Genomic DNA, 26,557 nt, shown 5'->3' on the forward strand with positions numbered 1-26,557 from the left:
GGGCCGCGCCGCACCCCGAAAACCCGCCGCCCAGTCCCCGACCCACCACGTAGCCCCCAGAACAACGTTGGCGCGGCGCGGCCCGACAACACCCGCGCACCGCATGTGCAGGCCTGCACCGCCCACGGAGGTAGGGGATTGCGCGCCAACCAAAGGCGGCGCGCTGGAACAAACCCCGCCTGCCGGCGATGGAGCCTTGGTGTTTGTGCGCGCCGAGCAAGCTCGGTGCGCACAAACACGAACCCCGCCGCCTAGCCACTGGCCCGAACCCAGCGGCACAGGAACGAGCGTTGGGGGGCGGGGGGCCACCGCCCCCCCCCCCCCAACCGGGGGAGGGGGGACACGCCCACCTCGGTGGCGTTACAGGTCAGACCGATCTCCGCTGCTACGCGCTGAAGGCCGCGTCCGGCAGGTCGAACTCGCCGGCCTTCGCGCCGGCCAGGAACACCGTCCACTCGTCACGCGTGAACTGCATGACGGCGCCGGTCTTCGTGTCCTTCAGGCCGACCGTGCCGGGGATGTTCGTCGCGACTTCGACGCACCCCTCGGTGCACACGCGGCCGTAACGGGTCGATGAGCGGTCTCCTCGTCGGACCCGGAGCTGCGTATGGGCTCGGGCACCGTCCGTTCGTATGTCCCGCGCAGCCACGCCACGGCGTCCTCCGGCGTGGTCGAGTGCGCGCGGATCAGCCTGCGCGGTTTGTCGAGCCACTCGGCTACGACGAACGGCGGGACCTCGCTGCCCGTACTCCGCCGCTCCGCGTCGACAACGGTGCGGCATCGCGGAGATGCGACCCGCTTGCCCGAACTTGCCGTCTGCCGGGCTGGCTGTGTGACCAGGATGGCTCAGGTGGCGCGGAAACGCCGAGGGGTGCGGGCGCGGGGGGGGGGCGGGCCCCCCCGCGGGGCGTGGTGCGGGCGCGGGGGGCCCGGAGGCCGCTGGGGGCGCGGAACCGCCGGGGGGGCCGGCGGCTTGGGGCGTCCGGACCCCTCGGCGGTCCTTCGTCGGTGCGCGGCGGCCCGTGGCTGTGCGCCGGGGTCATGCGGCGCGGCGGGCGGTGCGGCGGGCCCGGCGGGCGGCGCGGCGGGTGCGGAGAGCCGATCGGACCATCCGCTCGTGCGCGGCGACCTCGTGCATCTCGTGGGCCCGGGTCTGGAAGAGCTGGTACTCGATCATGGTGACTCCCCTTGGGTCCTGCCCCTCGGCGGGCTTTCCGCTCCGGGCCCCCGGTGTCTTCCGGGGCATGACTCAAGATTCGTCTCCCAGTGAGGTGTCGGGCATCGGGCGGTTGCCCGATCTTGGACGGGCAGCTCGGCCGGGTGCCGGGCTGAGGTCCCTTGGGCCGCCCCTAAGGTGCCTGAGGCATGCCCTAAGGCATCCGCATGACCGGGACCTCGGAGCAGGTCAGCCGCGCCCTGGTGCGCGTAGGGCCAGCACGACGCCCGGCACGATCGCCACCAGGGACACGGCCGCCATTTCGCCGGTCGGGTTGGCGAAGAACAGGCCGACGCCGAGCAGGATGAACACCAGGCCGCACACGGACGCGATCAGCTTCCGGTTGGTGCCGGCGTCCTCGATGCGCTTGGGCACGACTTCCCCCGTTTCGGACAGACGGAGCCGGCCGGACCACGCGCTGCGCGTGCCGGAGACGGCTCGGGTGCGCGGAGGCTACTGATCATCGCCGCAGGCGGGAAGGGCGATCGCCGACGAGTCGGTGCATCGCGGATGTATGGGAGCCAACGCGACACGTGCCCACCTGCGGTGTACACGCGGCGGCGAAATCTGTACGAGCTGATCTGCCGTGTCGACCCAACGAGTTCGACGTTTCACAGCGTGTTCGAGCGACTACTCGATCTAGCCTGGGCTCGGCCGGAAATCGACCCTGGGGGTGTGAACGCGCATGAGTGCCACGGGAGCAGGAGACGCCGGACAGGACGGGCACGAGGGAGTCGCCCGGCGGCGACGGCCGCGCCGGGAGAACGAGAACCCGCCGATCTGGATCGGGTACGGCCGGATCGTGAAGCAGTTCCGCGAACGCCTGGGCATCACGCGGCAGGAGTTGGGCGACGCGGTGGGCTACTCGAAGGACCAGGTCGCGTCGATCGAGCTGGGCAGGCGGCCGGCCAAGGAGGCGTTCACGACCGCGGCCGAACGGGTCCTGGGAACCCAGGGCGCGCTGGCGGCCCTGCAGGACGAGGTCGACCTGGCCAAACTCCCGATCTTCTTCCAGGACTTCGCGCAGCTCGAGGCGGACGCGGTCAGTCGGTTCTCGTACGACCCGTTGTTGGTCCCCGGGCTGCTTCAGACCGAGGCCTACGCGAGGGCGGTCTTCGAGGGCCAGTGCCCGCCGATGAGTGCGGATGAGGTCGAGCAGAACGTTGAAGCGCGGCTGGCGCGGCAACGACTGCTTGGCCGCGAACCGCTGATCGAGCTCTCCTTCATCATCGGAGACACTGCTCTGCTGAACGTGATCGGGGGCGACGCGGCAATGGCGGAACAGCGCCGCCGACTTGTCGACGTGGTGCAGCAACGCAACATGGAGATTCAGGTGATGCGGCAGACGAACTGCTTTCATCCAGGCCTCAACGGCCCGTTCGTGCTGTTGGAGACCGACGGCAACCGGCGCTTCGGCTACATCGAGTCGCAAGGCCTCGGGCGCGTGGCCAGCGGCGTCCGAACCGTTGGCACGCTCGCGCTGCGCTATGGCAAGCTGCGGTCGCACGCACTCAACTGCGAAGAGTCCGCGCTGTTCATCCGGCGGCTGTTGGGAGAGCGATGAACCGAGTCAGGCAGACCCATGACGCGGCAGCTCTGGTCTGGCGCAAGAGCAGCCACAGCGGGTCCGACGGCGGCGACTGTGTTGAAGTCGCCACCGCCGCACGTGCGTTCCGCGTCCGCGACTCGAAGCGGTCCGGGAGCGACACCCTGGCCTTCACGCATGAAGGCTGGGGTGCGCTCCTCGGCGCTCTCGGAAGCCGGGGCCGTCAGGCGTCGTAGTTGATGTACAGCGCGTAGCCCGCGTCGTAGCCCGTCCATTTGCAGTTGTAGCTGGTCGCGCTCGTGTAGTGGACGTACATCTGCCCGACGCTCGCGCATTCGCTGTACGTCCGGTAGTACGCCACGGGTGACGCCGAAGCGGCGCCGGCCGTGGCGACGACGATGCCGGTCGCCGCCGCCGCGGCGAGGCCCGCGCTCGCGATGCGCCGCGTGAACTTGGCCATGAAAACTCCTTGGTCCGGGATCCGGGGGGTGAGAGCTCATGATCAGCGCTGGGTTGCACGAAGGGTGAGGTCGCTGTGCGCGGTGAGCCCCACACTGTGCCGGGGGCAACCCGGGTCGGGCGCCAACCACTAAGGTCGGCGGATGCGCGACGAGGTGAGCCCCGCGACGTACGAACCCCCGAAGCACCCGCGCCTGTTGACGGCACTGTGCATCGGGCTCGGCCTGCTTCTCGCGGTCGAACTGCCCGTCTGGCTATGGCACTTCATGACGGTCGTCCCGGATCACGAGGGACTGAACAGCAACACCTACTCCGACCCGCTGACCGGCCCGTTCCTCGGGCCGAGCCGGGTCGACGGCTACGGTGTCGCGTCGGACGGCCGGGACCTTTCGGCCGACATCGCGGTCGTCATGGCGGGCGCGGACTTCTGCGCGATCTTCGGGTTGGTCGTGCGCAGTGTGGCCTTGCGGTCCAGGGCCTTTACCTTTACCGCCGTTGCCCACAGTGCGCTGGCGGCCTGGTGCCTGGCCCTGTTCGCGGCCGGGTACACCGGATTCGCCGTGGCGGGCGGGTGGTTCGCGCTGATCACGGGCTACTGCGCGCTGATCCGGCGAGTCGCACCGGTTCAGCGCGCAGGGCCGCCGCGCCGGGGCGCGGGCCGCGGGTCGTCCGCGGCTAACGCACCACGATGACGTCGTTCGCCGACCGCGCGGGCCGCTCCCGCGGCGGCTCGGCCGGGTGACCGACCGCGATGGCGCCCATCGGGTCCCAGCCGGACGGGAGTTCGAGCACGTCCCGCACCACGTCGCGGCAGAACATGGTCGACGACACCCACGCCGAACCGAGGCCCTCCGCCGTCAACGCGATCAGGAGGTTCTCGACCGCCGCGCCCGCCGACACGACGAACATCTCGCGTTCGGCGGCCGAGCGGACCGGGTCGGGATAGGTGTGCGCCCCGTCGGTGACGAGGCACGGGACGACCAGGTACGGCGCGTTGCGCAGCAGGTCGCCCCGGGAGACCCGCCGGGCCACCGCCTCGTCGGAGAGGCCGTCGGCCCGCAGGTCGCGGATCCACGCGTCGCGCATCGCGTCCAGCAACGCGACCCGTGCGGAAGGCGATTCGAGGAGGACGAAGCGCCACGGCACCGTGTGGTGCGGTGCCGGGGCCGTGACCGCGGCGTCGACCGCGCGGCGGACGGCGTCGCCGTCGACCGGCTCGTCGGTGAAGGCGCGGATGGTGCGCCGCGCGGTAACGGCCCGGCGGGCGCCCTCGGCGAGCGCGTCGTCGGTGCCGAGCCGGAACATGTCGTCGGCCGAACTCCGCACGACGGCCCGGATCCCGGCACCGTCCTCCTCGGTCACCAGGTGGCCGAGCCCGCGCACGACGGCGACCGGCACGGCTCCCGACTTGCCCTTGACCAGCTCGGCGGCCGACGCCAGTTCGTCGACGACGGCGGTCACCGTGACGGCGAGTTCGTTGCCGTGCGTGTCGGTGCGCCCGCGGTGGTCGTCGAGCGCGTCCAGGCCCGCCACGCCGATCGCGACGTCGGTCAGCCCGGTGCGCCACGGCCGCCCGAACGTGTCGCTGACCACGACGCCGACCCGCCGCCCGGTGCGGGCGAGCAGCCCGGCGCGGAGCGCACGCGCGGACGCGTCGGAGTCCTCGGGGAGGAGCAGCAGCGTCCCGGGCTCGGTGTTCGAGGCGTCGACGCCGGCCGCCGCCATCACGAATCCGTGCCGGGTCTCCACGATCCGGGTGTTGCCGCGCCGCGCGACGACGCGCACGGCCTCGGAGTCGATGACCTTCTCGCGGTCGACGCCGCGCAGAAGGCGGCCCTCCGCCTTGCTGACGATCTTGGACGTGACGACCAGCACGTCGCCGTCGGCGAGGCCCACGCCGGAGGCCGCCGCGGCGTCCGCGACCAGCGCCGCGAGGTCGTCGCCGTCCCGCACCTCGGGGATGCCCGGCAGGCCGACGACCTCGTAGCCGCTCGGCGGCGTCACGCGCCGGCCTCCGACGGGCCCGCGTCCACGCGCACCTCGGCGGCCAGGTCGAGCGCGGCCCGGGCCATCGCCGCCGTCGCCTCGACGTCCGTCATCATCAGCGGCACCGCGCGGCACGGGATCCCGGCCGCTTCGACGTCGGCGACCGCCGCCGCGTCGGTGCTGTCCACCAGCCAGCCGTCGAGCAGCCCGGGCCCGTAGTGCTTGGCGACCGCCGCGGCCGACGTCTCCACGCCGACCGCCTCCAGCACCTTGTCCGCCATGCCGCGCACCGGTGCGCCGCCGACGATCGGCGACAGGCCGACGACCGGCGCGGCCGCCTCGACCAGCGCGTCCCGGATCCCGGGGACACCCAGGATCGTGCCGACCGACACGACCGGGTTGGACGGCGGGAGCAGGATCACGTCCGCCGCGGCGATGGCCGCCAGCACGCCGGGGGCCGGCTTGGCCTCCTCGATCCCGACCGCGACGATCGCGTGGGCGGTCGGCTCGGCGCGCAGCTTGACCCAGTACTCCTGGAAGTGGATCGCCTTGCGGGTCTCCGGGCGGTCGGGGTCGTCGACGACGACGTGTGTCTCGACCCGGTCGTCGGACATGGGGATCAGCCGCACCCCCGGGTTCCACCGCGCGCACAGCGCCTCGGTGACCGCGCTCAGCGGGTAGCCGGCGCCCATCATCTGGGTGCGCACGATGTGCGTCGCGTAGTCGCGGTCGCCCAGCCCGAACCAGGTCGGCTCGACGCCGTACGCGCGCATCTCCTCGCGGATGCTCCACGTCTCGTCGCGACGGCCCCAGCCCTGCTCCTCGTTGATGCCCTCGCCCAGCGTGTACATCACGGTGTCGAGGTCCGGGCACACCTTCAGCCCGAACAGGTGGATGTCGTCGCCGGTGTTGCCGACGACAGTGATGTCCGCCTGGGGTTCCGCTGCCTTGAGGCCCCGCAGGAACCGTGCTCCGCCGATCCCGCCGGCCAGTACCACGATGCGCATACCGACCAGTCTCGCAGGCCGGGCGCACGACCTCCCGCAGCGGGGCGACACCCGCGCCGATCACCCCGCACGACGCGCGCGGGCCACCCCTTACGAAAGCCTGACGTCCGGTCATGCCGCCGCCCCGGCAGGGCCCGCCGGGCCTAGCGTCGACGGCATGAGGATCCTCGTCACCGGCGGAGCCGGGTTCATCGGATCGCATGTCACCGAGGCGCTGCTCGCCGCCGGGCACGAGGTGCGGGTGCTGGACGCGCTGCTGCCCGCCGTGCACCGCGCGGCCCCCGCGCTGCCGGGCGACGCCGAGTTCCGGCGGGGCGACGTCCGCGACCCGGACACCGTCGCCGCGGCCCTGCGCGGGGTCGACGCCGTCAGCCACCAGGCGGCGATGGTCGGCCTCGGCCTCGACCTCGACGACGCCCCCGACTACGTGGGCTGCAACGACCTCGGCACCGCCGTCCTGCTCGCCGCCATGGCCCGCGCGGGCGTCGCGCGCCTGGTGCTCGCGGGGTCGATGGTCGTCTACGGCGAGGGCCGCTACGAGTGCGGCGAGCACGGCGCCGTCGTGCCGGGCCCGCGCCCCGCCGCCGACCTCGAACGCGGGCGCTTCGAACCGCGCTGCCCGGCGTGCGGCGGCGAGCTCGCGCCGGGCCGGGTCGCCGAGGAGGCCGCACCGGACCCGCGCAACGTCTACGCCGCCACCAAGCTCGCCCAGGAGCACCTCGCCGCCGCCTGGGCCCGTACCGTCGGCGGCACCGCCACCTCGCTGCGCTACCACAACGTGTACGGGCCGAGGATGCCTCGCGACACGCCCTATGCCGGGGTCGCGTCCATCTTCCGCTCCGCGCTCGCCGCCGGGACCGCCCCGCGCGTGTTCGAAGACGGAGGCCAACGCCGCGACTTCATCCACGTCGGGGATGTCGCCCGCGCCAACGTGGCCGCGCTCGGCCGTGAGGACGTCGGGCTGCGCACCTACAACGTCGGGACCGGCAACCCGCGCACGGTCGGCCAGATGGCGGACGCGCTGGCCGCCGCGCACGGCGGCCCCGAGCCCATGGTGACGGGACAGTTCCGGCTCGGAGACGTCCGGCACATCACGGCGTCCCCGGCCCGGCTGGAACGCGAGCTGGGCTGGCGGGCGGAAGTGGACTTCGAGGACGGTATGCGGGAGTTCGCGGCAGCCGGGATGCGGTGACCGGAACGCCGAAGGCGGCCGGTCAGCGCATCCTGGCCGCCCTAGGCGAGGGCCCCTACATGAGGGCCCTGCACCGGCAGCCGCACCTCGAACCGGCAGCCGCCGGTGACGTTGACGACGCCCACCGACCCCCGGTGCGCCTCCACGATGCCGCGGACGATCGCCAGGCCGAGCCCCGCGCCGCCGTCGGGACCGGGGGTGCGGGCGTGCGAGCCGCGCCAGCCGGTGTCGAAGACGCGGTGCAGGTCGTCCTCGGGGATGCCGCCGCACGCGTCCGTCACCGTCACGACGACCGCGTCCGGCGCACTCTCCACGCCGACCACCACCGCGCCGTCGGACGGCGTGTGCCGGATCGCGTTGACCAGCAGGTTCGTGAGCGCCCGGGACATCTCCTTGCTGTCCACGCGCACCGGCACGGGCTCGATCGCGCCGCCCTCGAGCCGCACCGACCGGGACCGGGCGAGGACTTCGGTGCCCGCGAGGGCGTCGCCGACCAGGTCGTACAGCGAGACCCGCGACAACGACAGCTGCAGCGCGCCGGCCTGGATGCGGGACAGCTCGAACAGGTCGTCCACCATGCCGCTCAGCCGGTCCACCTCGACCCGGATGCGCCGGTGGTAGCGCGCGGGATCGGCCGCGACGCCGTCCTCCAGCGACTCCGCCATCGCCCGCAGGCCCGCCAACGGCGTGCGCAGGTCGTGCGAGATCCACGCGATCAGCTCGCGCCGCGACTGCTCGACCGCCCGTTCCCGGGCCCGGGCCTCGGTCAGCCGGGCGCTTGTGCGCTCCAACTCGCTGCTCAAGTCAGCCAGTTCCGCTATCGACGAGGGGCGCGGAGGCTGGTACGCGGCAGGCTCGCCGTCGGAGGACGCCGAGCCGAGCCCGTGCGCGGCCCGCTGCAGCGCCCGCACGTCGGCGACGACCGGACGCCCCAGCACCGCCGCGACGCCGACCGCCAGCACCGCGGCGACCCCGCACACCACCATCATCACGGTCAGGTCGTGGGAGGACAGGAACATCGCCTGCGCGACCCCGACCGTTCCCGCCGCCATCGCCGCGACCGTCACCACGGAGACCGCGGCCAGCGCGACGGACAGCGGCCGATGCCGCGCCAGCCGCAGGGCGCCCATGCCGACGACCGTCACCACCAGGCCGCACAGGCTCGCGATGAGGCAGACCAGCAGGAAGTCGTCGAGCGGCATCACGCGTCACTCGCAGCACCCGGGGACGCCACCGCCGGATCGGGGAGCTCCGGCTCCACCGCGTCCAGCCGATAGCCGACGCCCCAGACCGTCACCAGCATGCGCGGCGCCGCCGGATCGTCCTCGATCTTCTCCCGCAGCCGCCGCACGTGCACGGTCACGGTCGAGCGGTCGCCGAACGACCAGCCCCACACCTCGTGCATCAGCTCCTCGCGCGAGAACACCCGGCCGGGATGCTGCATCAGGAAGCACAGAAGATCGAACTCGCGTGCGGTCAAGGCGAGTTCCCGACCCCCGCGGGTCGCCCGGTGCGCGCCGACGTCGACCTCGAGGAGCCCGTGCCGCAACGGCGCTCCACCCACCCCGGCGGCCGCGGCACCCGTGCGGCGCAGCACGGACCGGACCCGCAGCACCAGCTCGCGCGGGCTGAAGGGCTTCGTCACGTAGTCGTCCGCGCCGATCTCCAGGCCCAGCACGCGGTCGCTCTCCTCGCCGAGCGCCGTCAGCATCACCACCGGCACCGGCGCGCGCTCGCGCAGCCGGCGGCACACTTCGAGCCCGTCCATGCCGGGCAGCATCAGGTCGAGCACCACGAGGTCCGGAGGCGTCGACTCCGCCATGGCGAGCGCGGTAGGCCCGTCCGGCGCGTGCGCCGTCGCGAAGCCCGCCGCGCGCAGGTAGTCGACCACCACCTCGGCGACGGTCGGATCGTCGTCGACGACGAGAACGGTGCCCGCGGTGCCTGTCATGGGCCGAGTGTAGGGATGCGCACGGGGGCGCCCGCCACTCACGACGAGGCCGTTCGGAATCCGTAAGAAGCACCCGCCCCCCAACCCCGCCCCCAAGCCTCCGTACGAATTTCGTAAGCACGCCGCGCACCGGAATCGCCCCGTTGGCTCCCTAGCGTGAAAGCCATGGATGCCGCCTCTTCCGCCGGGGCCAAGCCCCCGCACACGCCGACACCCGCCCCGACCCCAGCACGCCGCCAGGCCGACGCCGCGGCGGCCGTGGACGTCGTCCTGCCGTGCCTCGACGAAGCCGGCGCCCTCCCGTGGGTCCTGAAACGCATGCCCCCGGGCTACCGCGCGATCGTCGTCGACAACGGGTCCACCGACGGCTCCGCCGACCTCGCCCGGGACCTCGGCGCCCTCGTCGTGCACGAGCCGGTCAAAGGCTTCGGCTCCGCCTGCCACGCCGGCCTCACCGCCGCCACCGCGCCCGTGGTCTGCTTCTGCGACTGCGACGCTTCCCTCGACCCGCGCGAACTCCCGTACGTGGCCGAACCGGTCCGCGACGGCGACGCCGACCTCGTGCTCGGCCGCCGCCGCCCGGCCACGCGCGGCGCCTGGCCGCCCCACGCGCGCCTCGCCAACCGCGTCCTCGCCCACAAGCTCCGCGCCCGCACCGGAGCACGCCTCCACGACCTCGGCCCGATGCGCGCCGCCCGACGCGAAGACCTCCTCGCCCTGGGCCTCACCGACCGCAGATCGGGCTACCCGCTCGAAATGGTCGTCCGCGCGGCCGAGGCCTCCTGGCGCATCCAGGAGACCGACGTGCGGTACCTCCCGCGCACCGGGCGCTCCAAGGTGACCGGCACTCTACGCGGCACCCTCACCGCCGTCCGCGACATGAGCGCGGTGCTCGCCCATGTCTGACCACAGCCGCGACACCACGCTCCTGGTGATCGCCAAATCCCCCGTGCCCGGACGGGTCAAGACGCGGCTGACGCCCGCGCTCACCCCGCACCAGGCGGCGGAGGTCGCCGAGGCGGCACTCGCCGACACCCTCGACGCGGTACGGGCGACCCCGGCCCGCCGCCGCGTCCTCGTCCTCGACGGAGCCCCGAGGCCGTGGTTCCCGGCCGGCTTCGAGGTCGTCCCGCAGTGCGCCGGCGGCCTCGACGTACGCCTCGCCGCCGCGTTCGCCCTGTGCGGCGGACCCGCGCTGCTGGTCGGCATGGACACCCCGCAGATCACGCCCGAACTCCTCGGCACCGTCGACTGGGACACTGCCGACGCGTGGTTCGGCCCGGCCGCCGACGGAGGGTTCTGGGCGCTTGGCCTCCGGCGGCCCGACCCGGCACTGCTCCTCGGCGTCCCGATGTCGACTCCCCGCACCGGCGCCGTACAGCGGGCCAGGCTCACCGCGGCAGCCCTCACCGTGCGGGACCTGCCGACCCTCACGGACATCGACACGGTGGCCGACCTCACCGACGTCGCCGCCACCGCACCGGACACCCGCAGCGCGCGCACCGCCCGCCTGTTCGGCGTCACCGAGCGCACGAAGGCCCTGGCGTGACAACCGCGATCATGGTCGGCCCCCACGCCGACCACCCCCGCCCCGGCCCACTCGCGCCCTACGAGACCGCGCTGCGCGACGGCGGCCCGCTCTACCTCGTCAGGACGGACGGCCGCCGCGAACCCCTCGACGTCGACCGCTGGAAGGCCGCCGCCGACACCGCCGACGAGACCCTCCTCGCCCGCTGCGCCGGCCCGACCCTCGACATCGGCTGCGGCCCGGGTCGCCTCGTCGCCGCGCTCGTCCGACGCGGCACACCGGCCCTGGGCATCGACCTCGCCGCCACCGCCGTCCGCCTCACCGTCCACGCGGGCGGCGCGGCCCTGCGCCGCTCGGTCTTCGACCCGCTGCCGGGCGAAGGCCGCTGGTCCAGCGCCCTGTTGGCCGACGGCAACATCGGTATCGGCGGCGACCCCGAGGCGCTTCTCACCCGAACCGCCGCCCTCCTGCGCCGCGACGGAGTCCTCCTCGTCGAGACCGACCCCCGCAACCCCGACCGCAGCGAACGCTTCGCCGCGCGCGTCGAGGACGCGGCGGGCCACCGAGGAACCCCGTTCCGCTGGGCCGCCCTAGGCCTCCACGCCCTCGAACGCCTCGCGCCGACATGCGGTTTCAAGACCACCGGGACCTGGCACACCGACGACCGTGCCTTCGCCGAGCTGATACGCATCGGCGTGTGACGCGGGTGTGACGCCACAGCGCATGGTCAGCGGTCACGCCGGAACAGCCCGGGGCGCCACGTCCGCAGCGCGATCACGATGCCCGTCGCCGCCGCCACGACCCCCCACACCACCGCGAGGTTCCGTCCGTAGTCCAGCGGCAGCACCGACGGGTTCTGCGTCGGAAGCGGCCGAAGCAGCGCCGGCAAGGTGATCAACGTCGCCGCCACGCCCGCCGCCAGACCGCCCAGCAACGTGCGGCGCACCCACGGAGCCGGACCCCTCGCCGGTACGGCCCGCATGACCACGAACCCCACGCCGAAGACCAGCGTGGCGAAGACCGCGTCGTGCAGCACGAGTCCACCGACGAGCCACCGGGCCACACCCCACTTGTCGACGTACGAGGGCTCGTCGAGCAGCCCCGCCGTCCCGTAGCCCATCAACGCCAACCCGCCCGCACCCAGCACCGCCCGCGACCACCACACCACGCGCGACCCACGCGCCCGCTCCGTCGTGCTCACAGGACCACCTCCATCCGCGACACCCACTTCGTCTGGAGCACACCCGGACGGTTCGGCGCGATGACCCGGGCCGGGTACCCGTGGTCCTCCGCGAGCGGCTCCCCGTTGAGGGAAAGGGCCAGCAGGCTCAAGGGATCGCGTGCGTACTCGCGCCGCATCTCCATGACCGCGTACGGGCTGAACCGCTCCAGCGAGAACACCCGCAAGGTCGCGTGCTCCGGCGCGCCCGCACGCTCCAGCAGGTCGCGGATCCGGACCCCCGTCCACGACGCCGACGCGCTCCAGCCCTCCACACACGCGATGGGCAACGTGACGGTGTGCTGCGGCATGGCCAGCAACTCCTCGCGCGAGACGCTGAATCCGCGCGGCCCGACCACCGTGAGCCGCCACGCCGGATCGCGGATCGGCGCGAGGACGCCCGCGCCCGCCGCCGTCTTGTTGACCGGCAGCCCCTGCGGACCGACCCCGGGCCGGCGCGGCGCAAGCAGCGAGACCTTGCCCAGCGGTGAGAACGACTGCCCCACGGTCGCCAGCGTCACGACACCCACCGAGGCGCCCAGCGCCGCCATGAGCCCACGACGCGACGGCCCGTCCACAGCCTGTGGAACCGCAGTTCCCCGCGCTCGCCGCCAGTGCCCCACGATCGTCGGCAGCTGCACGGCGATGTGCAGCACCAGCGCGCCGGTCACCACCCACCCGATCCAGTAGTGCACCGGGACGAACGGGAACGGCCACGGGTACCACTGCACGATGTTGAGCAGCCCGCCGGCCAGTTCGAAGACCGCCGCGGCGACGAGCACCGCGACCGACAGCCGCTCCAGCGCGTGCCGCACCGACCGGGCCGGAGGCCACGCGAACAGCCGGGGGTAGACCACCCACAGCTTCACGAGCAACAGCGGGACCGCCGCGATGCCGGTGGCGACGTGCAGGCCCTGCGTCACGCGGTAGCCCCACACCGGTCGGCTCGGCAGCGCCAGCCAGCCCGGCTGATGCTGCATCAGGTGGCTGAGCACGCCGGTCAGGAAGCACACCGCGAAGGCCGGCCCGAGCAGCCGACCCACCACGACCGCAGTGCGCGGATCGTGCAGCGCGGAACCGAACGCGCCCTCCCGCAGTGGACCTCGGCGCAGCGCGGCGGGCGGCTCGGGCAGCGGAATGTCGGGTGCCCCGGCGGCGCGCGGCAGGCGGGGGATACGGATCCTGCTCATGTCCGCACTCAACCCCCAAAGTGCCCCCGCTGCACCGCTTCGCCTCCTTACAGACTCCTGACGCATCGACGAGGCGGACTCACAAGCCGGTCCGGGGCTGCCATGGTCGGGGCATGCCAGCGGCGACACAGCCCGGAAACCGACCCGGGAAGACCTCAGGAACCCGACCCGGGGAGACCTCGGAAGCCCACCGCCCCAAGAGCCCCGAGACCCACCTGGCCACAGCGCTGGCCGTACTGCTCGTCGTCCTCCAGGCCGCGGTGCTCGCCTACGCGGTCCACGGCGCCCACACCCGGTCGGGCGACTACGGCACGTACGTCGTCTACGCCGTCGCCTGGTCGGTCTTCGCCGTCGCGGCCTGGCTGACGATCCGCCGCGTCCCTCGTCGGGCAGCCGTCCCGCTGATCCTCCTGGGCGCGGTCGCCTTCCAACTGATCGCCCTCTCCGCCCCACCCCAGACCAGCGACGACGCCTACCGCTACGCCTGGGACGGCCGCGTCCAGGCCGCCGGGATCTCGCCGTACCGCTACACCCCTCAGGACCCCGCCCTCGAACGCCTGCGCGACGACTGGCTGTTCCCGCCGCCGGAGCAGGGCCCCTGCGTCGGGTGGTTCAAACACCCGCTCCCCGACGGCGCCTGCACCCTCATGAACCGCCCCGCCGTCCACACGATCTATCCACCCGTCGCGCAGGCCTGGTACCGCCTGGTCCACGCGGCGACCCCGTCCGACGGCCGCGAACCCGTGCAGGCGGCAGCCGCGCTGACCGCGATCGCCGTCACGCTCGCGCTGCTCTGGTTGCTCCGCCGCATCGGTCGGGACCCCAGGCACGTCGTGCTGTGGGCGTGGTGCCCGATGGTCGCCCTGGAATGCGGCAACAACGCGCACGTGGACGCACTCGGAGTGTTCTTCCTCGTGCTCGGCCTCGGCGCGGTCGCCGCGAAGCGCCCCCTGCTCGGCGGCCTGCTGGCCGGTGCCGCGATCGCCACCAAGATGTTCCCCGCCGCATCGCTCGTCGGGGCGGCCCGGAGGCGCCCGTGGCTCACGTGGGGGACGGCCGCCGCGACGGTGCTTCTCTCCTACGTCCCGTACCTGCTGATCTCCGGCTCGGCCGTCATCGGCTACCTGCCCGGCTACCTCAAGGAGGAGGACTACAACGACGGCGCCCGGTTCGGCCTGCTCGACCTCGTGCTGCCCGAGGCCGCCACACCGTTCGCGGCGGTCGCGGTCCTCGTCGTCACCGCCGTCGTCGTGTCGCGCCGCTCCGACCCGGACCGCCCCTGGCACGCCGCCCTCACGATGACCGGCACGCTGCTGCTGGTGCTGGCCCCGAACTACCCCTGGTACTCACTCATCCTGGTGGCCCTCGTCGTCCTGGACGGCCGCGCGGAATGGCTCGCGGTAGGCCTCGCCGGGTACGCCCTCTACTTCACCTGGATGCTCGGCATCACCGACACCCAGATGGCGGCCGTGCACCACATCGCGTACGGCGCCGCGCTCGCCGTGGTGGTGTCCACCGCGGCACTGCGCGGCCGCCGCACACGCATGACGCACCGTCAGCCCGAGTGCGCCGCGGAACCCGTGCCGCCCTCCGAGGCCGAGGCCGTGGTGCCGGAGCCCGTCGGAACCACGGGCAACCCGGCCGCCCGCCAAGCCTGAAACCCCCCGACCACATCCGTCGCACGCGGCAGCCCCAGGTCCAGCAGCGACGCCGCCGCCAGGCTCGACGCGTAGCCCTCGTCGCACAGCACGATCACGCGGACGTCGTAGCCGGTCGCCTCCGGCAGCCGCGCCTCGCCCGCCGGGTCGAACCGCCACTCCAGGTGGTTGCGTTCGACGACGAGCGCGCCGGGCACGGTGCCGTCCGCGGCCCGCTGCCCGGCGTTGCGGGTGTCGACCAGCACGGCCCCCGAGCGGGTGACCTCGTCGTAGGCCTCCTCCGGGGTGACCCGCACGAAGCGCGCCCGCGAGGCCGCGAGCAGCCCGTCCACTCCGGGACGTACGGCCCGGGCGCTCACCAGTGCTCACCCGACCGCTCGACGCGCAGCTGCGGCAACGGGCCGTCGGAGCGCTCCAACGCCTCGTGGTCCGCCGCGTACAGCGTCATCGAGGTCAGCCGCGGCGCGTACACGTGCACGCTCACCGCCGGCTCGGTCCCCATGTTGGTGACCTCGTGGACGTAGCTGGGCCCGAAGACCCGCTGGGTGCCCGGCCGCAGCACCCGCTCGCGGGCACCCGCCCGCCGCAGCGGCGTGACGACCAGGGAGCGCTCGTGCAGTTCGCCGGTGACGACGGTGAACACGCCGGACGAGCCGCCGTGGTCGTGCAGCCCGGTGCCCTGTCCGGGCAGCCAGCTGAGCAGCCACACCTCGTGGTCGTCGGCGGAGTGCAGGAGCCGGTACCAGCGCGACACCGGGTCGAACTCCACGGTGTCGAGCGCGGCGGCGGCCTCGCGGGCGTAGCTGTCGGCGAGGCCGGCGAGCCGGGCCACGGTGGGACGGGTGACGGGGGCCGGCGGAACGGCCAGGTGCGGGGGAGCGGCGAGCGGGTCGCCGGCGACCGTGATGTCACTGGACATGCGCGGGAGTCCTCGGGAGCGGTGGCGCGGCGGTGGCAGCCGGCGCGCGGGTACGGACTGGTTCCGGGGGTGGCGGGCGGGCCAGTGGCACCGGCGGGAGTCCGACGACCGCGCGCGTGTGGCGCGCCGACTCGTCAGGTCGTCAACCGCGGGATCGAACCGGAGGGATGTGCCGGACGTACCTGGTCCAGGGCACCGCCTGCGCGGCGAGGGCGTGCGGGAAGGCCGCCCTCAGCTCGTACAGGTGCGACAACACAGCGCAGCGTCGGTCCTCGGGAGGTCGGCGGCGCGACTCCGGAGCGGCATGCGGTGTGCGGACATGCCCAAAAGGACACCTGGAAGGAGGCCCGTCTGTCAACTCGGGTTCGCCCGTCCGGGAGACCCTGGCTGCTCCGGCCGTGTCACGGATCGCCGATTCGGGTGACGAGAATGTCGGGAGGGTTGAAATTGAAGGTGCTGGGGGAGTGATTTCCTGACATGTCGCCTGTGCGCGTCCCCCCTGGTTCTTCCTGCTGTGACGTCGGTCATTCCGGTGAGAATTTCGGCGGAAGCGGGGAACCCTGGTGGTCGCGCGGCGCGTAGGTCCATTACGAGTCGGCATCGGCCGGGTTGGCCCGGATCGTGTCGACGGGGCCGGCGTGACGGGCGCGGTGCCGGACGGGGACTCGGGGTTGATTGATATGTCCGAGTTTGGTGGAATACGTCCAACCTCGCGGGGTGGTGTGGTCCCGGGGGGTGAATCCGAGCCCCAATAGCAGAGCTCGGCTTGACGGGACAGTAACGACGCGCTTGTAATTTCACACATGCTGTGACCATGGCCGGTAACGGCTTAATAACGGGGACGTAAAACGGGTCGAGGAGGCACGCGATGGGCGAGCTCTTGGAGCTGCTGGTCGAGGACGGCGTCATGGAAGGGGAGGAGGAACTCACCTGGCAGGAGCGCGCGCTGTGCGCGCAGACCGACCCCGAGTCCTTCTTTCCGGAAAAGGGCGGTTCGACGCGCGAGGCCAAGAAGGTCTGCTTCTCCTGCGAGGTCCGCGACGAATGCCTGGAGTACGCGCTCGCGAACGACGAGCGCTTCGGCATCTGGGGCGGGCTCTCCGAGCGTGAGCGCCGTCGGCTGAAGAAGCGCGCGGTCTGACCGCAACCGCACCACCAACCCCCGGGTAGCCCGCCCGGATCCGGGGTCGGGGTCGCGGACCCGCCGGGAAGCACGGTCGCGGTGTCGTAGTGTGGGGCCGTCCAGCAGGGTGCTGGACGATCATCGCCGTCGCTCCCGAGCCTCCCGGGGTCCTTAGCCCTGATGCCACTTTTCACGCAACAGTCGGCCTACGCGCACGCGCCGGCGTATCCGAGACATGTCGTCACCGCGATTCTCGTCGCCCACGACGGCGCCCGCTGGCTGCCCGGCACGCTGACCGGGCTGCTCGGCCAGGAACGCCCCGTCCAACGCGTCGTCGCCGTCGACACCGGCAGCACCGACGCCACGCCCCGGCTCCTCGAGGACGCCCTGGGCCCGGCCTCGGTCATCACCACCGCACGCAACACCCGCTACGGCGACGCGCTCGCCGAGGCGGTGCGCACCGTCCCGGTCGCCGACGAGGCGTCGCTCCCGTACTCCATCGCCCAAAGCGGCGGCGGTTACGGCGCGGCGGACCCGTACGGCCCGGACTCCTTCGGCGCCTCCGACGAGTACCCCGGCGGCCCGCGCTCCGGCGAACTCGTCGAGTGGTTCTGGCTGCTGCACGACGACAGCGAGCCCGCGCCCGACGCGCTGCACCTGCTGCTGCGCGCCGCCGACGAACTCCCGTCCGCCGCCGTGCTCGGACCCAAGCTGCGCAGCTGGTACGACCGCCGCCAGCTCCTCGAGGTCGGCACCACCATCGCGCGCAGCGGCCGCCGTTGGACCGGACTCGAACGCCGCGAGCAGGACCAGGGCCAGCACGACGCCGTCCGCGGCGTGCTCTCCGTCGGCAGCGCCGGCATGCTCGTGCGCCGCGACGTGTGGGAGGCCCTCGGCGGCCTCGACTACCGGCTCTCCTTCGGCCGCGACGACACCGACTTCGGCTGGCGCGTCAACGCCGCCGGGCACCGCGTCGTGGTCGTCCCCGACGCCGTCGTGCTGCACGCCGAGGCCGTCACCCGCGAACGCCGCCCGATCGACGCCGGCCGCGTGCACCACGCGCACCGCGTCGACCGCGCGGGCGCCACCCTGACGCTGCTCGGCAACGCCCCCGGCAAGACCCTTCCACTGGCGTGGCTGCGGCTGTTCTTCGGCAGCTTCGTCCGCGCGCTCGGCTACCTGGTCGGCAAGCTCCCGCGCATGGCCCTCGACGAGTTCCTGGGCTCGATGTCCGCGCTGCTGCGCCCCGTGCGCGTCATGGGCCTGCGCCGCTCGCGGGCGCGCACCCGCTCGGTCGACGACGCCGACTTCCGCGACCTGTTCCCGCCACGCGGCGCCACCGTGCGGCTCGCGTTCGACTCGCTGGTCGGCAGCATCAGCCGCCGCGTCGAACCGGAGGGCACCCGCGGCCGGCACAGCGTGCTGGAGTCCGGGCCCACCTCGGAGGACGCCGAGGACCTCGAGGTCGAGAACTTCGCCCGGCTGCGCGCGCTCGCGCAGCGGCCCGGCATCCTCGTCACCGTCCTGCTCGCGCTCGTCACCCTGGTCGCCGCGCGCGACCTGCTGACCGGCGGCCGGCTGCTCGGCGGCGCCCTGCTGCCCGCCCCCGACTCGGCGGGCGACCTGTGGGGCCGCTTCACCGAGACCTGGCACGGCGTCGGCCTCGGCGGCGACGAGACCGCACCCCCTTATCTGGCCGTGGTCGCCGCGCTCGGCACGCTGCTGTTCGGCAGCGCGTCCGCCGCGGTCACCGTGCTGCTCGTCGGCAGCGTCCCGCTCGCCGGCCTCACCGCGTACCTCAGCGCGCGCCGACTCGTGCCCAACACCCTGGTCAGGGCGTGGGGCGCGGCGGTGTACGCGCTGCTGCCGGTGGCCACCGGCGCGATCGCCTCGGGCCGGATCGGCACCGCCGTCGTCCTGGTCCTGGCACCGGTGATCGCCCGCGGCGCCGTCCAGGTCGCCGGGCTCGGCACCCTCGCCGCGTCGTGGCGGGCCGCGTGGGGGACCGCGCTGGTGCTCGCGATCGCCACCGCGTTCGTCCCGCTGACGTGGGTCGTCGCGGTCGTGCTCGGACTGTGCGCGCTGCCCGCCGCGTTCCTCGCCGGACGCCTCGGCACGGGCCTGGTGGCGCGGCTCGCCGTCGCACTGGGCCTGCCGCTCGTCCTGCTCATGCCGTGGACGCCCTCGATGTTCAGCGGCGACCGGCTCTTCCTCGAAGCGGGCCTCGCGCCCGCCGGGCTCGCCGAGAAGGGCGCCAACCCGTTCGGCCTGCTGCTCCTCGACCCGGGCGGCCCCGGCACCATCCCCGCCTTCCTCGGCGCGGGCCTGCTGCTCGCCGCGCTCGCCGCGCTGCTGCGCGACTCGCGCCGCCAGGCGGTGCTCGCCGCCTGGGCGGTCGCGCTCGTCGGCCTGGTGTTCGCCGTCGCGGTCAGCCGCCTCGACGTCGCCGGCACGGCCGACAGCGGCAAGGTCGCGGCCTGGCCCGGACTCGCCACCGTCGTCATCGGCCTCGGCTACGTCGCCGCGGCGATGGTCGGCGCCGAGGACGCCAAGGCCCGCGTCGCCGCGAGCAGCTTCGGCTGGCGGCAGCCCGCCTCCGTCGTGGTCGCGGCCGTCGCGGCGGCCACCCCGTTGCTCGCCGCGGCCGCCTGGGTGTGGCAGGGCACGGACGGTCCGGTCACCCGGGCCGACAGCCCGTACGTCCCGCCCTTCATCGCGTCCGAGAACGGCGGAGCCGACCGGGCCCGCACGCTCGTGCTGCGCACCGACGCGTCGGGCGCCATCACGACCAGCCTCGTGCGCGGCAGCGGCCTGCACCTCGGCGACGCCGAGGTCGCCCCGGACACCAAGCAGCACCAGGTCCTCGACGACTACGTCGCGGCCTTCCTCTCCGGCACCGGCAGCGCCGACGCACGCGGCCTGTCCGCCTTCGCGATCCGGTACGTGCTCCTCCAGTCGCCCGCCGACCCGCAGTTGGTCGCGCGCCTCGACGGCGCCCCCGGACTGCTGCGCAAGGCCGCCGAGAAGGACAGCACGCTGTGGCGCGTCGAAGGCGTCAACGCGCGCGTCACCATCCAGCAGGGCGACGGCCAGAGCATCCCGGTCGTCTCCGGCGAGGACACCGTCGGCACACGCATCGACGCCGGTCCCGAGGGCCGCAAGCTGCGCCTCGCCGAGCGCGCCGACTCCGGCTGGAGCGCGACGCTCGACGGCCGCAAGCTCACGCCCGTCACCCTCGACGGCTGGCAGCAGGGCTTCGAACTCCCCGCCGCCGGCGGCCGGCTGACGATCGAGCACTCCAGCGGCGCACGCCCGGTGTGGCTGATCGCCGAGGCGGTCCTGCTGCTCGTCGTGGTCGTGCTCGCGCTGCCCGCGCGGCGCCGCGCCAACGACGACGACCTGCCGGAGACCGCCGCGGCCGCCGTCAAGAGCACGGAGGAGCCCGGCGTCTCCGAGGTGTCCGCGTCGCTGCCCGGCGGGGGGCGGCGGGCCCGCCGCGCCCGTGCCGCGGCCGTGGCCGCCGGGACGGACGCACCCGTGTCCGACACCGACGAGCCGGACGCCACGGCGGACACCGACGGCCCGCCCACCGGCTCGCTGTTCGTGCCCGCGCCCAGCACCGCGCCCGACCCGCCGGTCAGCCCGGAGGACGACGACTGGGACCTCGGCCAGTACGCCCGCGGCTTCCAGCCCAGCGAGAGCCCCGTCTCCGCCGAGACCGGCCAGTCCGACGTCTCCAGCGGCGAGTACCCGGCCGTGCCCGGCTACGGCGCCGGCTACGAGCAGTACGACCAGGGCGGCTACGGCACCGGCTACGACAGCGGCGGCTACCCGGTGCCCGACCAGTACGCGCAGGCCGGCTACGCCGGGCAGCCGTACGACGCGGGCCGGCCGCAGCAGGGCTACGGGCAGCCCGGGTACGACCAGGGCGGCTACGGCCAACCCGGCTACCCGCAGGACGGCTTCGTCCCGTACCAGCCGGACGGCACCGCGGGCTACCCGCCCGAGTCCGGTGACGACGCCGCGACCCGCGCGTGGCAGCCCGGCGAGGACGACCCCTGGCCCCCGCAGCAGCCGCCCCGACCCGGAGGCACCCGGTGAAGCGCACCACCCTGTCCCTGGCCGTAGCGGTCGCCGTGCTCGCGCTGGTGGTCGGCATCGCGACGCTGACCAGGCCGTCCGCCGGGCACGCCGTCGAGGCCAAGCCGCCGCGCCAGGTGCCGATACAGCGCGCCGACGCGGTGTGCCCGCAGGTCGCCGCGATGCCCGGCGCCGCGACGCTCTACACGGCCGTCACGCCGAGCGCGTCGTCCGCCCAGCCGGGCGGCGCGCGGCTCGCCGAACTCGCCGACGCGACCAAGGAACGCGGCAAGCTCGAGACGGTCGGCAAGCCGGCCGCGGTCAACGTCGAGACCGCCGAGGTCCCGGCGCTCGGCTGGGTCGCCACCGGCGGGTTCGCGCCCGGCTTCACCGCGCAGTCCACGACCCGGCTCGCGAGCGGGTCGGGCCGCGGGCTCAGCGGCGCGGTGTGCCAGGCGCCGGGCACCGACCAGTGGTTCGTGGGGACGTCGACCGCCGACAAGCGCAAGGCGTACCTGTACCTGAGCAACAGCACCAACGTGTCCGCGCAGGTCGACGTCGAGCTCTACGGCAAGGACGGCCAGGTACAGGTCGACGGCGTGCGCAGCCTGAACATCGAGCCGGGCAAGACCGAGAACATCCTGCTGTCGACGCTCAACCAGGCCACCAAGATCGACGCCGCCGCGGTCCACGTGCTGGTGCGCTCGGGGCGGATCGCCGCCGCGGTGCGCGACCAGGAGGACAACATGGGAGTCGACTGGCTCCCGCAAGCCGGCCTCCCGGGCCGCCAGTTCATCGTGCCGGGGCTGCCGGGCAACGCGACCGACGTGACGCTGACGCTGTTCGGCGCGAGCGACACCGACACCGAGGTGTCCATCGAACTGGTCGGCAAGGCCAGCACGTTCAAGCCGGCCGGGCACGAGTCGGCGACGGTCAAGCGCGGTTCGGTCCTCGAGGTGGGTCTCGGCCCGATCACGCAGGGCGAGTCGTCCGCGCTCAAGCTGACCGCGGCCCGCGCCGACGTCCTCGTCGGCGTGAAGGTCCGCCGCGGCACCAACGACCAGGGCGACGTCGCCTTCCTGGCGCCCACCCCCGCCCTTGACGGCAAGGCGGTGTTCGCCGACAACCGCGCGGGCGGGACGCAGACGAGCACCATGATGCTGACGGCCCCCGAGGGCAACGCGAAGGTGCGGCTGACCTCGACCGCGGGCGCCGACCCGGCCACCAGCGACGTGGAGGTCCCCGGCGGCACCACCGTCGAGGTCCCGGTGCCGGTCCCGGCCGGCGCCACGCAGTTCGCCGTGACCGTCGAGGCGCTCCCCGGCTCCGGGCCGGTGTACGGCGCCCGCATGATCGCCGAACAGGTCGACAAGCAGCAGATGTTCACGATCCAGGGCATGACCGGCGTGCGCGAGAAGGTGGCGCTGCCGACGGTGCGCGAGGACGTGGCGATCACGGTGCCGCAGCCCAAGGGCGCCGCCAAGTAGCACGCGAGGGTCGGCCCGGACCTCAGTCGTCCGGGTCGACCGCCTCGGGGTCGAGCCCCAGCAGGTCCGCGACCTGCTCGACGAGGATGTCGTGCACCAGCATCTCCAGCTCGCTGCGGCTCTCCGCGCGCAGTTCGAGCGGCCGCCGGTACAGGATGATCATCGCGGTCTCGTGCTGCGTCGCCGGCACCATGCGCCCGAGCGCGACCGGCTCGTCGGTCAGCAGCTCTGTCTCGGCCTCGGGGACGTCCAGCACGGCGAACCGCACGCGCTCCAACTCGGGCCAGCGCTTGGTCAGCCGCTCCACCGAGTCCGACGCCAGGTCGTCGAACTTCTCCGCGCGCGTCAGCGCGATCGGCACCGGGCGCGGCGCCAACGGGCCGCGCATACCCCGGCCGTGCCGGTCGCGGCGGCGCCGCCGCGGTGGTCGATCGCGGTGGGACGGGCCTGGCGGGTGCTCACTGTGCACGCCTTCGAGCTTAGCCGCCCGGGTCCCACGATCGTGCGGTCGCCGCACGTCACGGCGACACGAGAGCCTGACGTGGGGCGTATGTGACCCGTGCGCGCTCCGCGTGCGGTACCGTCCATCCCCGTGAGCCCTGTACGTCGCTGTTCGCGGACTGCATGCGGCCGCTCTGCGGTCGCGACGCTGACGTACGTCTACGCGGACTCCACGGCGGTGCTCGGGCCCCTGGCCACGTACGCCGAACCGCACTGCTACGACCTGTGCGCCGAGCACTCCGAGCGGCTGACCGCGCCGCGCGGGTGGGAGGTCGTCCGCCTCGCGCCCGACCCCGCCGCAGGCAAGCCCAGCAGCGACGACCTCGAAGCGCTCGCCAACGCGGTCCGCGAGGCCGCCCGCCCGCCGCAGCCCACCGTGCCCGAACCCGCCGACCGCGGCGGGCAGTCGGACTCCGGGCGCCGCGGCCACCTGCGTGTCCTGCGCTCACCCGACTCTTGATCCGGCACCGCCACAATGGGACTGACATACGGTCAGATTCGGCGGCGGGCGCCACGGCGCTAGGGTTGTCCCGGCCGAAGGACACCGCAGCGGCCGTCCAGACAACCGTCGTATCTGCACACAACGAGCGGAGCCCCGGTGCGCGACCTCTCCCAGATCGTGAAGGCCTACGACGTCCGGGGCGTGGTCCCCGACCAATGGGACGAAGCCACCGCGCGCGCCCTCGGCGCCGCGTTCGCCAAGGTCACCGGCGCCGCCGCGATCGTCGTGGGCCGTGACATGCGCCCCAGCTCGCCCGCGCTGTCCCGGGCCTTCGCCGAAGGCGCCGCCGCGCAGGGCGCCGACGTCACCGAGATCGGCCTCGCCTCCACGGACGAGCTCTACTACGCCAGCGGCAGCCTCGGCCTGCCCGGCGCGATGTTCACCGCGAGCCACAACCCGGCCCAGTACAACGGCATCAAGATGTGCCGCGCAGGCGCGTCCCCGATCGGCGCCGACACCGGGCTCGCCGAGATCCGCGCGCTCGCCGAGGCCGGCGTGCCCGACGCCGACGGCGCCGCCGGCACGATCACCGAGCAGGACGTGCTGCCCGGCTACGCCGACTACCTGCGCGGACTCGTCGACCTGACCGGCATCCGCCCGCTCAAGGTCGTCGTCGACGCGGGCAACGGCATGGGCGGCCACACCGTCCCCGCGGTGCTCGCCGGCCTCCCGCTGGAGGTCGTGCCGATGTACTTCGAGCTCGACGGCACGTTCCCCAACCACGAGGCCAACCCGCTCGACCCGAAGAACCTGGTCGACCTCCAGGCCAGGGTCCGCGAGACCGGCGCCGACATCGGCCTCGCGTTCGACGGCGACGCCGACCGCTGCTTCGTCGTCGACGAGAAGGGCGACCCCGTCTCGCCGTCCGCGATCACCGCGCTGGTCGCCGTCCGCGAGCTCGCCAAGGACCCGGGCGCCACGATCATCCACAACCTGATCACGTCCGCCGCGGTCCCGGAGATCGTCCGCGAGCACGGCGGCACCCCGGTGCGCACCCGCGTCGGCCACTCCTTCATCAAGCAGGAGATGGCCGAGACCAACGCGGTCTTCGGCGGCGAGCACTCCGCGCACTACTACTTCCGCGACTTCTGGCGCGCCGACACCGGCATGCTCGCCGCGATGCACGTGCTCGCCGCGCTCGGCGGGCAGCACGGCCCGCTGTCCGCGCTGGTCGCCGACTACGACCGGTACGCCGCGTCCGGCGAGATCAACAGCGAGGTCGCCGACCAGGCCGCCGCCACCGAGACCGTGCGCGCCGCGTTCGCGGACCGCCCCGGCGTCACGGTCGACGACATGGACGGCATGACCGTGGCCGGCGAGGGCTGGTGGTTCAACCTGCGCCCGTCCAACACCGAGCCGCTGCTGCGCCTGAACGTCGAGGCCAAGGACACCGCGACCATGTCGGCGCTGCGCGACGAGGTCCTCGCGCTCGTGCGCGGCTGACGATCCGTCCTCCGTGTGAACCTCTTCGGCCCCCGCCGCGGAGCGCCGGACTCCGGCGTGTGCCTGCGGCGGGTGGCCGATCTTGGAATCCTGGAACCTGTCAGTAGGGTGTGACGTTGTCCGTCCGGCCGCGGCCCCTGACCGTCCTCGTGGGAGAAGCCTTGAAGATCGAACCCTCGCTCCTTGCGATCTTCGCGTGCCCGGTGTGCCACTCCCCGCTGCGTGCGGACGACGGCGCCGCCGAGCTGGTCTGCACGTCCGACAGCTGCGGACTGGCCTACCCGGTACGCGACGACATCCCCGTGCTGCTCGCCGACGAGGCGCGCCGCCCGGGCTCCGACACCCGCGGCACCGGCAAGGCATGATCCCCGTCGACGAGGCGCTGCTCGACGACGCCGACGGCCTCGGCCGCGCCGACGGCGGGCAGGCGCTGCTCTCCCTCGCCGGCGCGGGCGCGCAGGTGCGCCGCGCCGCCTGGGCGGTCGCCGAGTCGGGCCTGCGCCCGGTCGCGCCCGGCGACCGGCCGCGCGTCCTCGCCGTCGCCGTGCCGCCGCAGTGCGGCCCGGTCGTGTCGGCGCTCGCCGCACTGACCGCCGCGTCCGCCGCGGTGCCCGTCGTCGCGGTGACCGGCGACATACTGCCCGGCTGGGTCGGCCCGCTCGACCTGCTGGTGCTGGCCGGTCCCGAGGGCACCGAGCCCGAGCTGCTCCGGCTCGCCGAGCAGGCCTACCGGCGCGGCTGCGGCGTCGCCGCGGTCACCCGCGCCGGATCGCCGCTCGACGGCGCCGCCGAGCAGTCCCGCGGCCTGCGCGTTCACGCGCTCGCCCCGACCGCCGGCGGCCCCGACACGCTCGCCCCGAACACCGCGTTCTGGCCGCTGCTCGCCGCACTGCTCTCGATCGGGCAGTCGTGCGGCGTCGGCGGGTACGGGCCCGGCGAGGCGCTGGACGGCTTGGCCGACCGGCTCGACGCCGTCGGGCTGCGCTGCCGCCCCGCCGCCGACGCGTACTCCAACCCGGCGAAGGCGCTCGCCCTCGACCTGGCCGGCACCGTCCCCGTGGTCTGGGGCACCGGGCCGATCGCCGGTGTCGCGGCCGCCCGGTTCGCCGCCGCGCTCGGCTCGGTCGCGGGCCTGCCCGCACTGTCCGGCACGCTGCCGGACGCCGCCGTCACGTCCGGGAACCTGTTCGACGGCTCGCTCGGCGGCGCCGCGACCGACTCCGACGATTTCTTCCGCGACCGCGTCGAGGACCCCGAACCGATGCGGCTGCGCCCGGTGCTGTTCGTCGACGACGACGCCCCGGCCGTCCGCCGCCAGGTCGACCACGTGCGGCGCGTCGCCGCCGACCTCGCGCTGCCGTGCAACGAGGTCACCGCCGAGGGCCGCGACCCGCTGGCCCGGCTCGGGGACCTCGTCGCGCTCGCCGACTTCACGGCCACCTACCTCGGACTGACCACGGGACACGACACGGGCGCGGGCGGCTGCTTCGCCGACCTGCCCGGCGGCCCGGCGCGGCCGGACGGGCCAGGTAGGGACGGAGCCCGATAGC

28 protein-coding genes are annotated in these 26,557 nt (G+C 73.8%); 15 read left to right on the top strand and 13 right to left on the bottom strand.

All coding sequences use genetic code 11. The features are described 5' to 3' along the window. Positions 1-385: 385 nt before the first annotated feature. The 3 genes from QI554_RS41310 to QI554_RS41320 form a co-directional block, all read right to left on the bottom strand. The gene (locus tag QI554_RS41310; RefSeq protein WP_281478095.1) at positions 386-556 is read right to left on the bottom strand and encodes a DUF397 domain-containing protein; all 171 of its coding nucleotides are present in this window, start codon (positions 554-556) and stop codon (positions 386-388) included. A gap of 483 nt (positions 557-1,039) precedes the next feature. After that, complete coding sequence (locus QI554_RS41315; protein ID WP_281478096.1) at positions 1,040-1,177, bottom strand: hypothetical protein; 138 nt, start codon at positions 1,175-1,177, stop codon at positions 1,040-1,042. A gap of 228 nt (positions 1,178-1,405) precedes the next feature. Beyond that, entirely contained in the window at positions 1,406-1,591 is a 186-nt protein-coding gene (locus tag QI554_RS41320; protein WP_281478098.1) for a hypothetical protein, read from the bottom strand. A gap of 427 nt (positions 1,592-2,018) precedes the next feature. On the opposite strand from QI554_RS41320, the gene QI554_RS41325 reads away from it, so the two are divergent. Both QI554_RS41325 and QI554_RS41330 read left to right on the top strand, forming a co-directional pair. Continuing rightward, positions 2,019-2,780 carry a helix-turn-helix domain-containing protein gene (locus tag QI554_RS41325; protein WP_281478100.1) on the top strand — a complete coding sequence of 254 codons (762 nt, stop codon included), beginning with the start codon at positions 2,019-2,021 and terminating at the stop codon, positions 2,778-2,780. Next, the gene (locus QI554_RS41330; RefSeq protein ID WP_281478102.1) at positions 2,777-2,998 is read left to right on the top strand and encodes a DUF397 domain-containing protein; all 222 of its coding nucleotides are present in this window, start codon (positions 2,777-2,779) and stop codon (positions 2,996-2,998) included. Before QI554_RS41325 ends, QI554_RS41330 begins: the two co-directional genes overlap by 4 nt. Here the strand turns inward: QI554_RS41330 and QI554_RS41335 are convergent. Then, entirely contained in the window at positions 2,986-3,222 is a 237-nt protein-coding gene (locus QI554_RS41335) for a hypothetical protein (RefSeq protein ID WP_281478104.1), read from the bottom strand. The two genes, QI554_RS41330 and QI554_RS41335, sit on opposite strands and share 13 nt — an antisense overlap. 142 nt (positions 3,223-3,364) lie before the next feature. On the opposite strand from QI554_RS41335, the gene QI554_RS41340 reads away from it, so the two are divergent. Further along, on the top strand, positions 3,365-3,913 hold the full coding sequence (locus QI554_RS41340; protein WP_281478107.1) for a hypothetical protein: 549 nt from the start codon (positions 3,365-3,367) through the stop codon (positions 3,911-3,913). Here QI554_RS41340 and QI554_RS41345 read toward each other — a convergent pair. Further along, positions 3,897-5,225 carry a coenzyme F420-0:L-glutamate ligase gene (locus QI554_RS41345; protein WP_281478109.1) on the bottom strand — a complete coding sequence of 443 codons (1,329 nt, stop codon included), beginning with the start codon at positions 5,223-5,225 and terminating at the stop codon, positions 3,897-3,899. The two genes, QI554_RS41340 and QI554_RS41345, sit on opposite strands and share 17 nt — an antisense overlap. Next, entirely contained in the window at positions 5,222-6,214 is a 993-nt protein-coding gene (cofD, locus tag QI554_RS41350) for a 2-phospho-L-lactate transferase (protein ID WP_281478111.1), read from the bottom strand. The genes QI554_RS41345 and cofD overlap by 4 nt, the downstream gene beginning before the upstream one ends. A 157-nt stretch (positions 6,215-6,371) precedes the next feature. Between cofD and QI554_RS41355 the strand changes: the two genes are divergently transcribed. Next, positions 6,372-7,406 carry an NAD-dependent epimerase/dehydratase family protein gene (locus tag QI554_RS41355; protein ID WP_281478113.1) on the top strand — a complete coding sequence of 345 codons (1,035 nt, stop codon included), beginning with the start codon at positions 6,372-6,374 and terminating at the stop codon, positions 7,404-7,406. Positions 7,407-7,447: 41 nt separating this feature from the next. Here the strand turns inward: QI554_RS41355 and QI554_RS41360 are convergent, their stop codons facing one another. Together QI554_RS41360 and QI554_RS41365 are read right to left on the bottom strand one after the other, a co-directional pair. Then, positions 7,448-8,608 (bottom strand): sensor histidine kinase, encoded by a 1,161-nt coding sequence (locus QI554_RS41360; protein WP_281478115.1) that lies wholly within the window; start codon positions 8,606-8,608, stop codon positions 7,448-7,450. Further along, the gene (locus QI554_RS41365) at positions 8,608-9,357 is read right to left on the bottom strand and encodes a response regulator transcription factor (RefSeq protein ID WP_281478117.1); all 750 of its coding nucleotides are present in this window, start codon (positions 9,355-9,357) and stop codon (positions 8,608-8,610) included. Before QI554_RS41365 ends, QI554_RS41360 begins: the two co-directional genes overlap by 1 nt. A gap of 258 nt (positions 9,358-9,615) precedes the next feature. Here QI554_RS41365 and QI554_RS41370 point away from each other — a divergent pair, with 258 nt between their 5' ends. Genes QI554_RS41370 through QI554_RS41380 form a run of 3 tightly spaced genes read left to right on the top strand, consistent with a single transcriptional unit; the run spans position 9,616 to position 11,586 of the window. Next, complete coding sequence (locus QI554_RS41370; protein ID WP_281478183.1) at positions 9,616-10,263, top strand: glycosyltransferase family 2 protein; 648 nt, start codon at positions 9,616-9,618, stop codon at positions 10,261-10,263. Beyond that, positions 10,256-10,906, top strand: coding sequence for a TIGR04282 family arsenosugar biosynthesis glycosyltransferase (locus QI554_RS41375; protein ID WP_281478119.1), 651 nt, complete (start codon positions 10,256-10,258; stop codon positions 10,904-10,906). The genes QI554_RS41370 and QI554_RS41375 overlap by 8 nt, the downstream gene beginning before the upstream one ends. Next, positions 10,903-11,586: a class I SAM-dependent methyltransferase gene (locus QI554_RS41380; RefSeq protein ID WP_281478121.1), complete on the top strand. Its 684-nt coding sequence runs from the start codon at positions 10,903-10,905 to the stop codon at positions 11,584-11,586. The genes QI554_RS41375 and QI554_RS41380 overlap by 4 nt, the downstream gene beginning before the upstream one ends. Before the next feature lie 26 nt (positions 11,587-11,612). Here the strand turns inward: QI554_RS41380 and QI554_RS41385 are convergent, their stop codons facing one another. After that, positions 11,613-12,086 (bottom strand): hypothetical protein, encoded by a 474-nt coding sequence (locus QI554_RS41385; RefSeq protein WP_281478123.1) that lies wholly within the window; start codon positions 12,084-12,086, stop codon positions 11,613-11,615. Beyond that, a complete protein-coding gene (locus QI554_RS41390) occupies positions 12,083-13,294 on the bottom strand; it encodes a molybdopterin-dependent oxidoreductase (protein WP_281478125.1) in 1,212 nt (403 codons plus the stop codon). The genes QI554_RS41385 and QI554_RS41390 overlap by 4 nt, the downstream gene beginning before the upstream one ends. A gap of 113 nt (positions 13,295-13,407) precedes the next feature. On the opposite strand from QI554_RS41390, the gene QI554_RS41395 reads away from it, so the two are divergent. Continuing rightward, a complete protein-coding gene (locus QI554_RS41395) occupies positions 13,408-14,952 on the top strand; it encodes a glycosyltransferase 87 family protein (protein ID WP_281478127.1) in 1,545 nt (514 codons plus the stop codon). On the opposite strand, the gene QI554_RS41400 is transcribed toward QI554_RS41395, so the two are convergent. Both QI554_RS41400 and QI554_RS41405 read right to left on the bottom strand, forming a co-directional pair. Continuing rightward, on the bottom strand, positions 14,850-15,314 hold the full coding sequence (locus tag QI554_RS41400) for a rhodanese-like domain-containing protein (RefSeq protein ID WP_281478185.1): 465 nt from the start codon (positions 15,312-15,314) through the stop codon (positions 14,850-14,852). The two genes, QI554_RS41395 and QI554_RS41400, sit on opposite strands and share 103 nt — an antisense overlap. Continuing rightward, positions 15,308-15,871: a cysteine dioxygenase gene (locus QI554_RS41405; protein ID WP_281478129.1), complete on the bottom strand. Its 564-nt coding sequence runs from the start codon at positions 15,869-15,871 to the stop codon at positions 15,308-15,310. The genes QI554_RS41400 and QI554_RS41405 overlap by 7 nt, the downstream gene beginning before the upstream one ends. 868 nt (positions 15,872-16,739) lie before the next feature. Between QI554_RS41405 and QI554_RS41410 the strand changes: the two genes are divergently transcribed. From QI554_RS41410 to QI554_RS41420, 3 genes are all read left to right on the top strand, one after another. After that, entirely contained in the window at positions 16,740-17,012 is a 273-nt protein-coding gene (locus tag QI554_RS41410) for a WhiB family transcriptional regulator (protein ID WP_281478130.1), read from the top strand. Between the two features lie 162 nt (positions 17,013-17,174). Next, positions 17,175-21,095, top strand: a complete 3,921-nt coding sequence (locus QI554_RS41415) for a glycosyltransferase (protein WP_281478132.1) — start codon at positions 17,175-17,177, stop codon at positions 21,093-21,095. After that, the gene (locus tag QI554_RS41420; RefSeq protein ID WP_281478134.1) at positions 21,092-22,561 is read left to right on the top strand and encodes a DUF5719 family protein; all 1,470 of its coding nucleotides are present in this window, start codon (positions 21,092-21,094) and stop codon (positions 22,559-22,561) included. Before QI554_RS41415 ends, QI554_RS41420 begins: the two co-directional genes overlap by 4 nt. 22 nt (positions 22,562-22,583) lie before the next feature. On the opposite strand, the gene QI554_RS41425 is transcribed toward QI554_RS41420, so the two are convergent. Further along, entirely contained in the window at positions 22,584-22,949 is a 366-nt protein-coding gene (locus QI554_RS41425) for a metallopeptidase family protein (protein ID WP_281478135.1), read from the bottom strand. Between the two features lie 204 nt (positions 22,950-23,153). Here QI554_RS41425 and QI554_RS41430 point away from each other — a divergent pair, with 204 nt between their 5' ends. The 4 genes from QI554_RS41430 (at position 23,154) to QI554_RS41445 (ending at position 26,556) form a co-directional block, all read left to right on the top strand. After that, positions 23,154-23,522 carry a DUF3499 domain-containing protein gene (locus QI554_RS41430; RefSeq protein WP_281478137.1) on the top strand — a complete coding sequence of 123 codons (369 nt, stop codon included), beginning with the start codon at positions 23,154-23,156 and terminating at the stop codon, positions 23,520-23,522. Between the two features lie 138 nt (positions 23,523-23,660). After that, the gene (locus QI554_RS41435; RefSeq protein WP_281478139.1) at positions 23,661-25,007 is read left to right on the top strand and encodes a phosphomannomutase/phosphoglucomutase; all 1,347 of its coding nucleotides are present in this window, start codon (positions 23,661-23,663) and stop codon (positions 25,005-25,007) included. Positions 25,008-25,168: 161 nt separating this feature from the next. Further along, positions 25,169-25,372 carry a Trm112 family protein gene (locus QI554_RS41440; protein ID WP_281478140.1) on the top strand — a complete coding sequence of 68 codons (204 nt, stop codon included), beginning with the start codon at positions 25,169-25,171 and terminating at the stop codon, positions 25,370-25,372. Next, on the top strand, positions 25,369-26,556 hold the full coding sequence (locus QI554_RS41445) for an SIS domain-containing protein (protein WP_281478141.1): 1,188 nt from the start codon (positions 25,369-25,371) through the stop codon (positions 26,554-26,556). Before QI554_RS41440 ends, QI554_RS41445 begins: the two co-directional genes overlap by 4 nt. Position 26,557: the final 1 nt, after the last annotated feature.

Source organism: Yinghuangia seranimata (assembly GCF_029953285.1).
Taxonomy (GTDB): Bacteria; Actinomycetota; Actinomycetes; order Streptomycetales; family Streptomycetaceae; genus Yinghuangia; species Yinghuangia seranimata.

Coding starts and splice junctions, on each gene's coding strand:
- QI554_RS41390 (WP_281478125.1), bottom strand. CDS start 13,294: ATGAGCAGGATCCGTATCCCCCGCCTGCCGCGCGCCGCCGGGGCACCC.
- QI554_RS41330 (WP_281478102.1), top strand. CDS start 2,777: ATGAACCGAGTCAGGCAGACCCATGACGCGGCAGCTCTGGTCTGGCGC.
- QI554_RS41410 (WP_281478130.1), top strand. CDS start 16,740: ATGGGCGAGCTCTTGGAGCTGCTGGTCGAGGACGGCGTCATGGAAGGG.
- QI554_RS41375 (WP_281478119.1), top strand. CDS start 10,256: ATGTCTGACCACAGCCGCGACACCACGCTCCTGGTGATCGCCAAATCC.
- QI554_RS41395 (WP_281478127.1), top strand. CDS start 13,408: ATGCCAGCGGCGACACAGCCCGGAAACCGACCCGGGAAGACCTCAGGA.
- QI554_RS41360 (WP_281478115.1), bottom strand. CDS start 8,608: ATGCCGCTCGACGACTTCCTGCTGGTCTGCCTCATCGCGAGCCTGTGC.
- QI554_RS41405 (WP_281478129.1), bottom strand. CDS start 15,871: ATGTCCAGTGACATCACGGTCGCCGGCGACCCGCTCGCCGCTCCCCCG.
- QI554_RS41340 (WP_281478107.1), top strand. CDS start 3,365: ATGCGCGACGAGGTGAGCCCCGCGACGTACGAACCCCCGAAGCACCCG.
- QI554_RS41425 (WP_281478135.1), bottom strand. CDS start 22,949: ATGCGCGGCCCGTTGGCGCCGCGCCCGGTGCCGATCGCGCTGACGCGC.
- cofD (WP_281478111.1), bottom strand. CDS start 6,214: ATGCGCATCGTGGTACTGGCCGGCGGGATCGGCGGAGCACGGTTCCTG.
- QI554_RS41415 (WP_281478132.1), top strand. CDS start 17,175: ATGCCACTTTTCACGCAACAGTCGGCCTACGCGCACGCGCCGGCGTAT.
- QI554_RS41315 (WP_281478096.1), bottom strand. CDS start 1,177: ATGATCGAGTACCAGCTCTTCCAGACCCGGGCCCACGAGATGCACGAG.
- QI554_RS41355 (WP_281478113.1), top strand. CDS start 6,372: ATGAGGATCCTCGTCACCGGCGGAGCCGGGTTCATCGGATCGCATGTC.
- QI554_RS41445 (WP_281478141.1), top strand. CDS start 25,369: ATGATCCCCGTCGACGAGGCGCTGCTCGACGACGCCGACGGCCTCGGC.
- QI554_RS41335 (WP_281478104.1), bottom strand. CDS start 3,222: ATGGCCAAGTTCACGCGGCGCATCGCGAGCGCGGGCCTCGCCGCGGCG.
- QI554_RS41365 (WP_281478117.1), bottom strand. CDS start 9,357: ATGACAGGCACCGCGGGCACCGTTCTCGTCGTCGACGACGATCCGACC.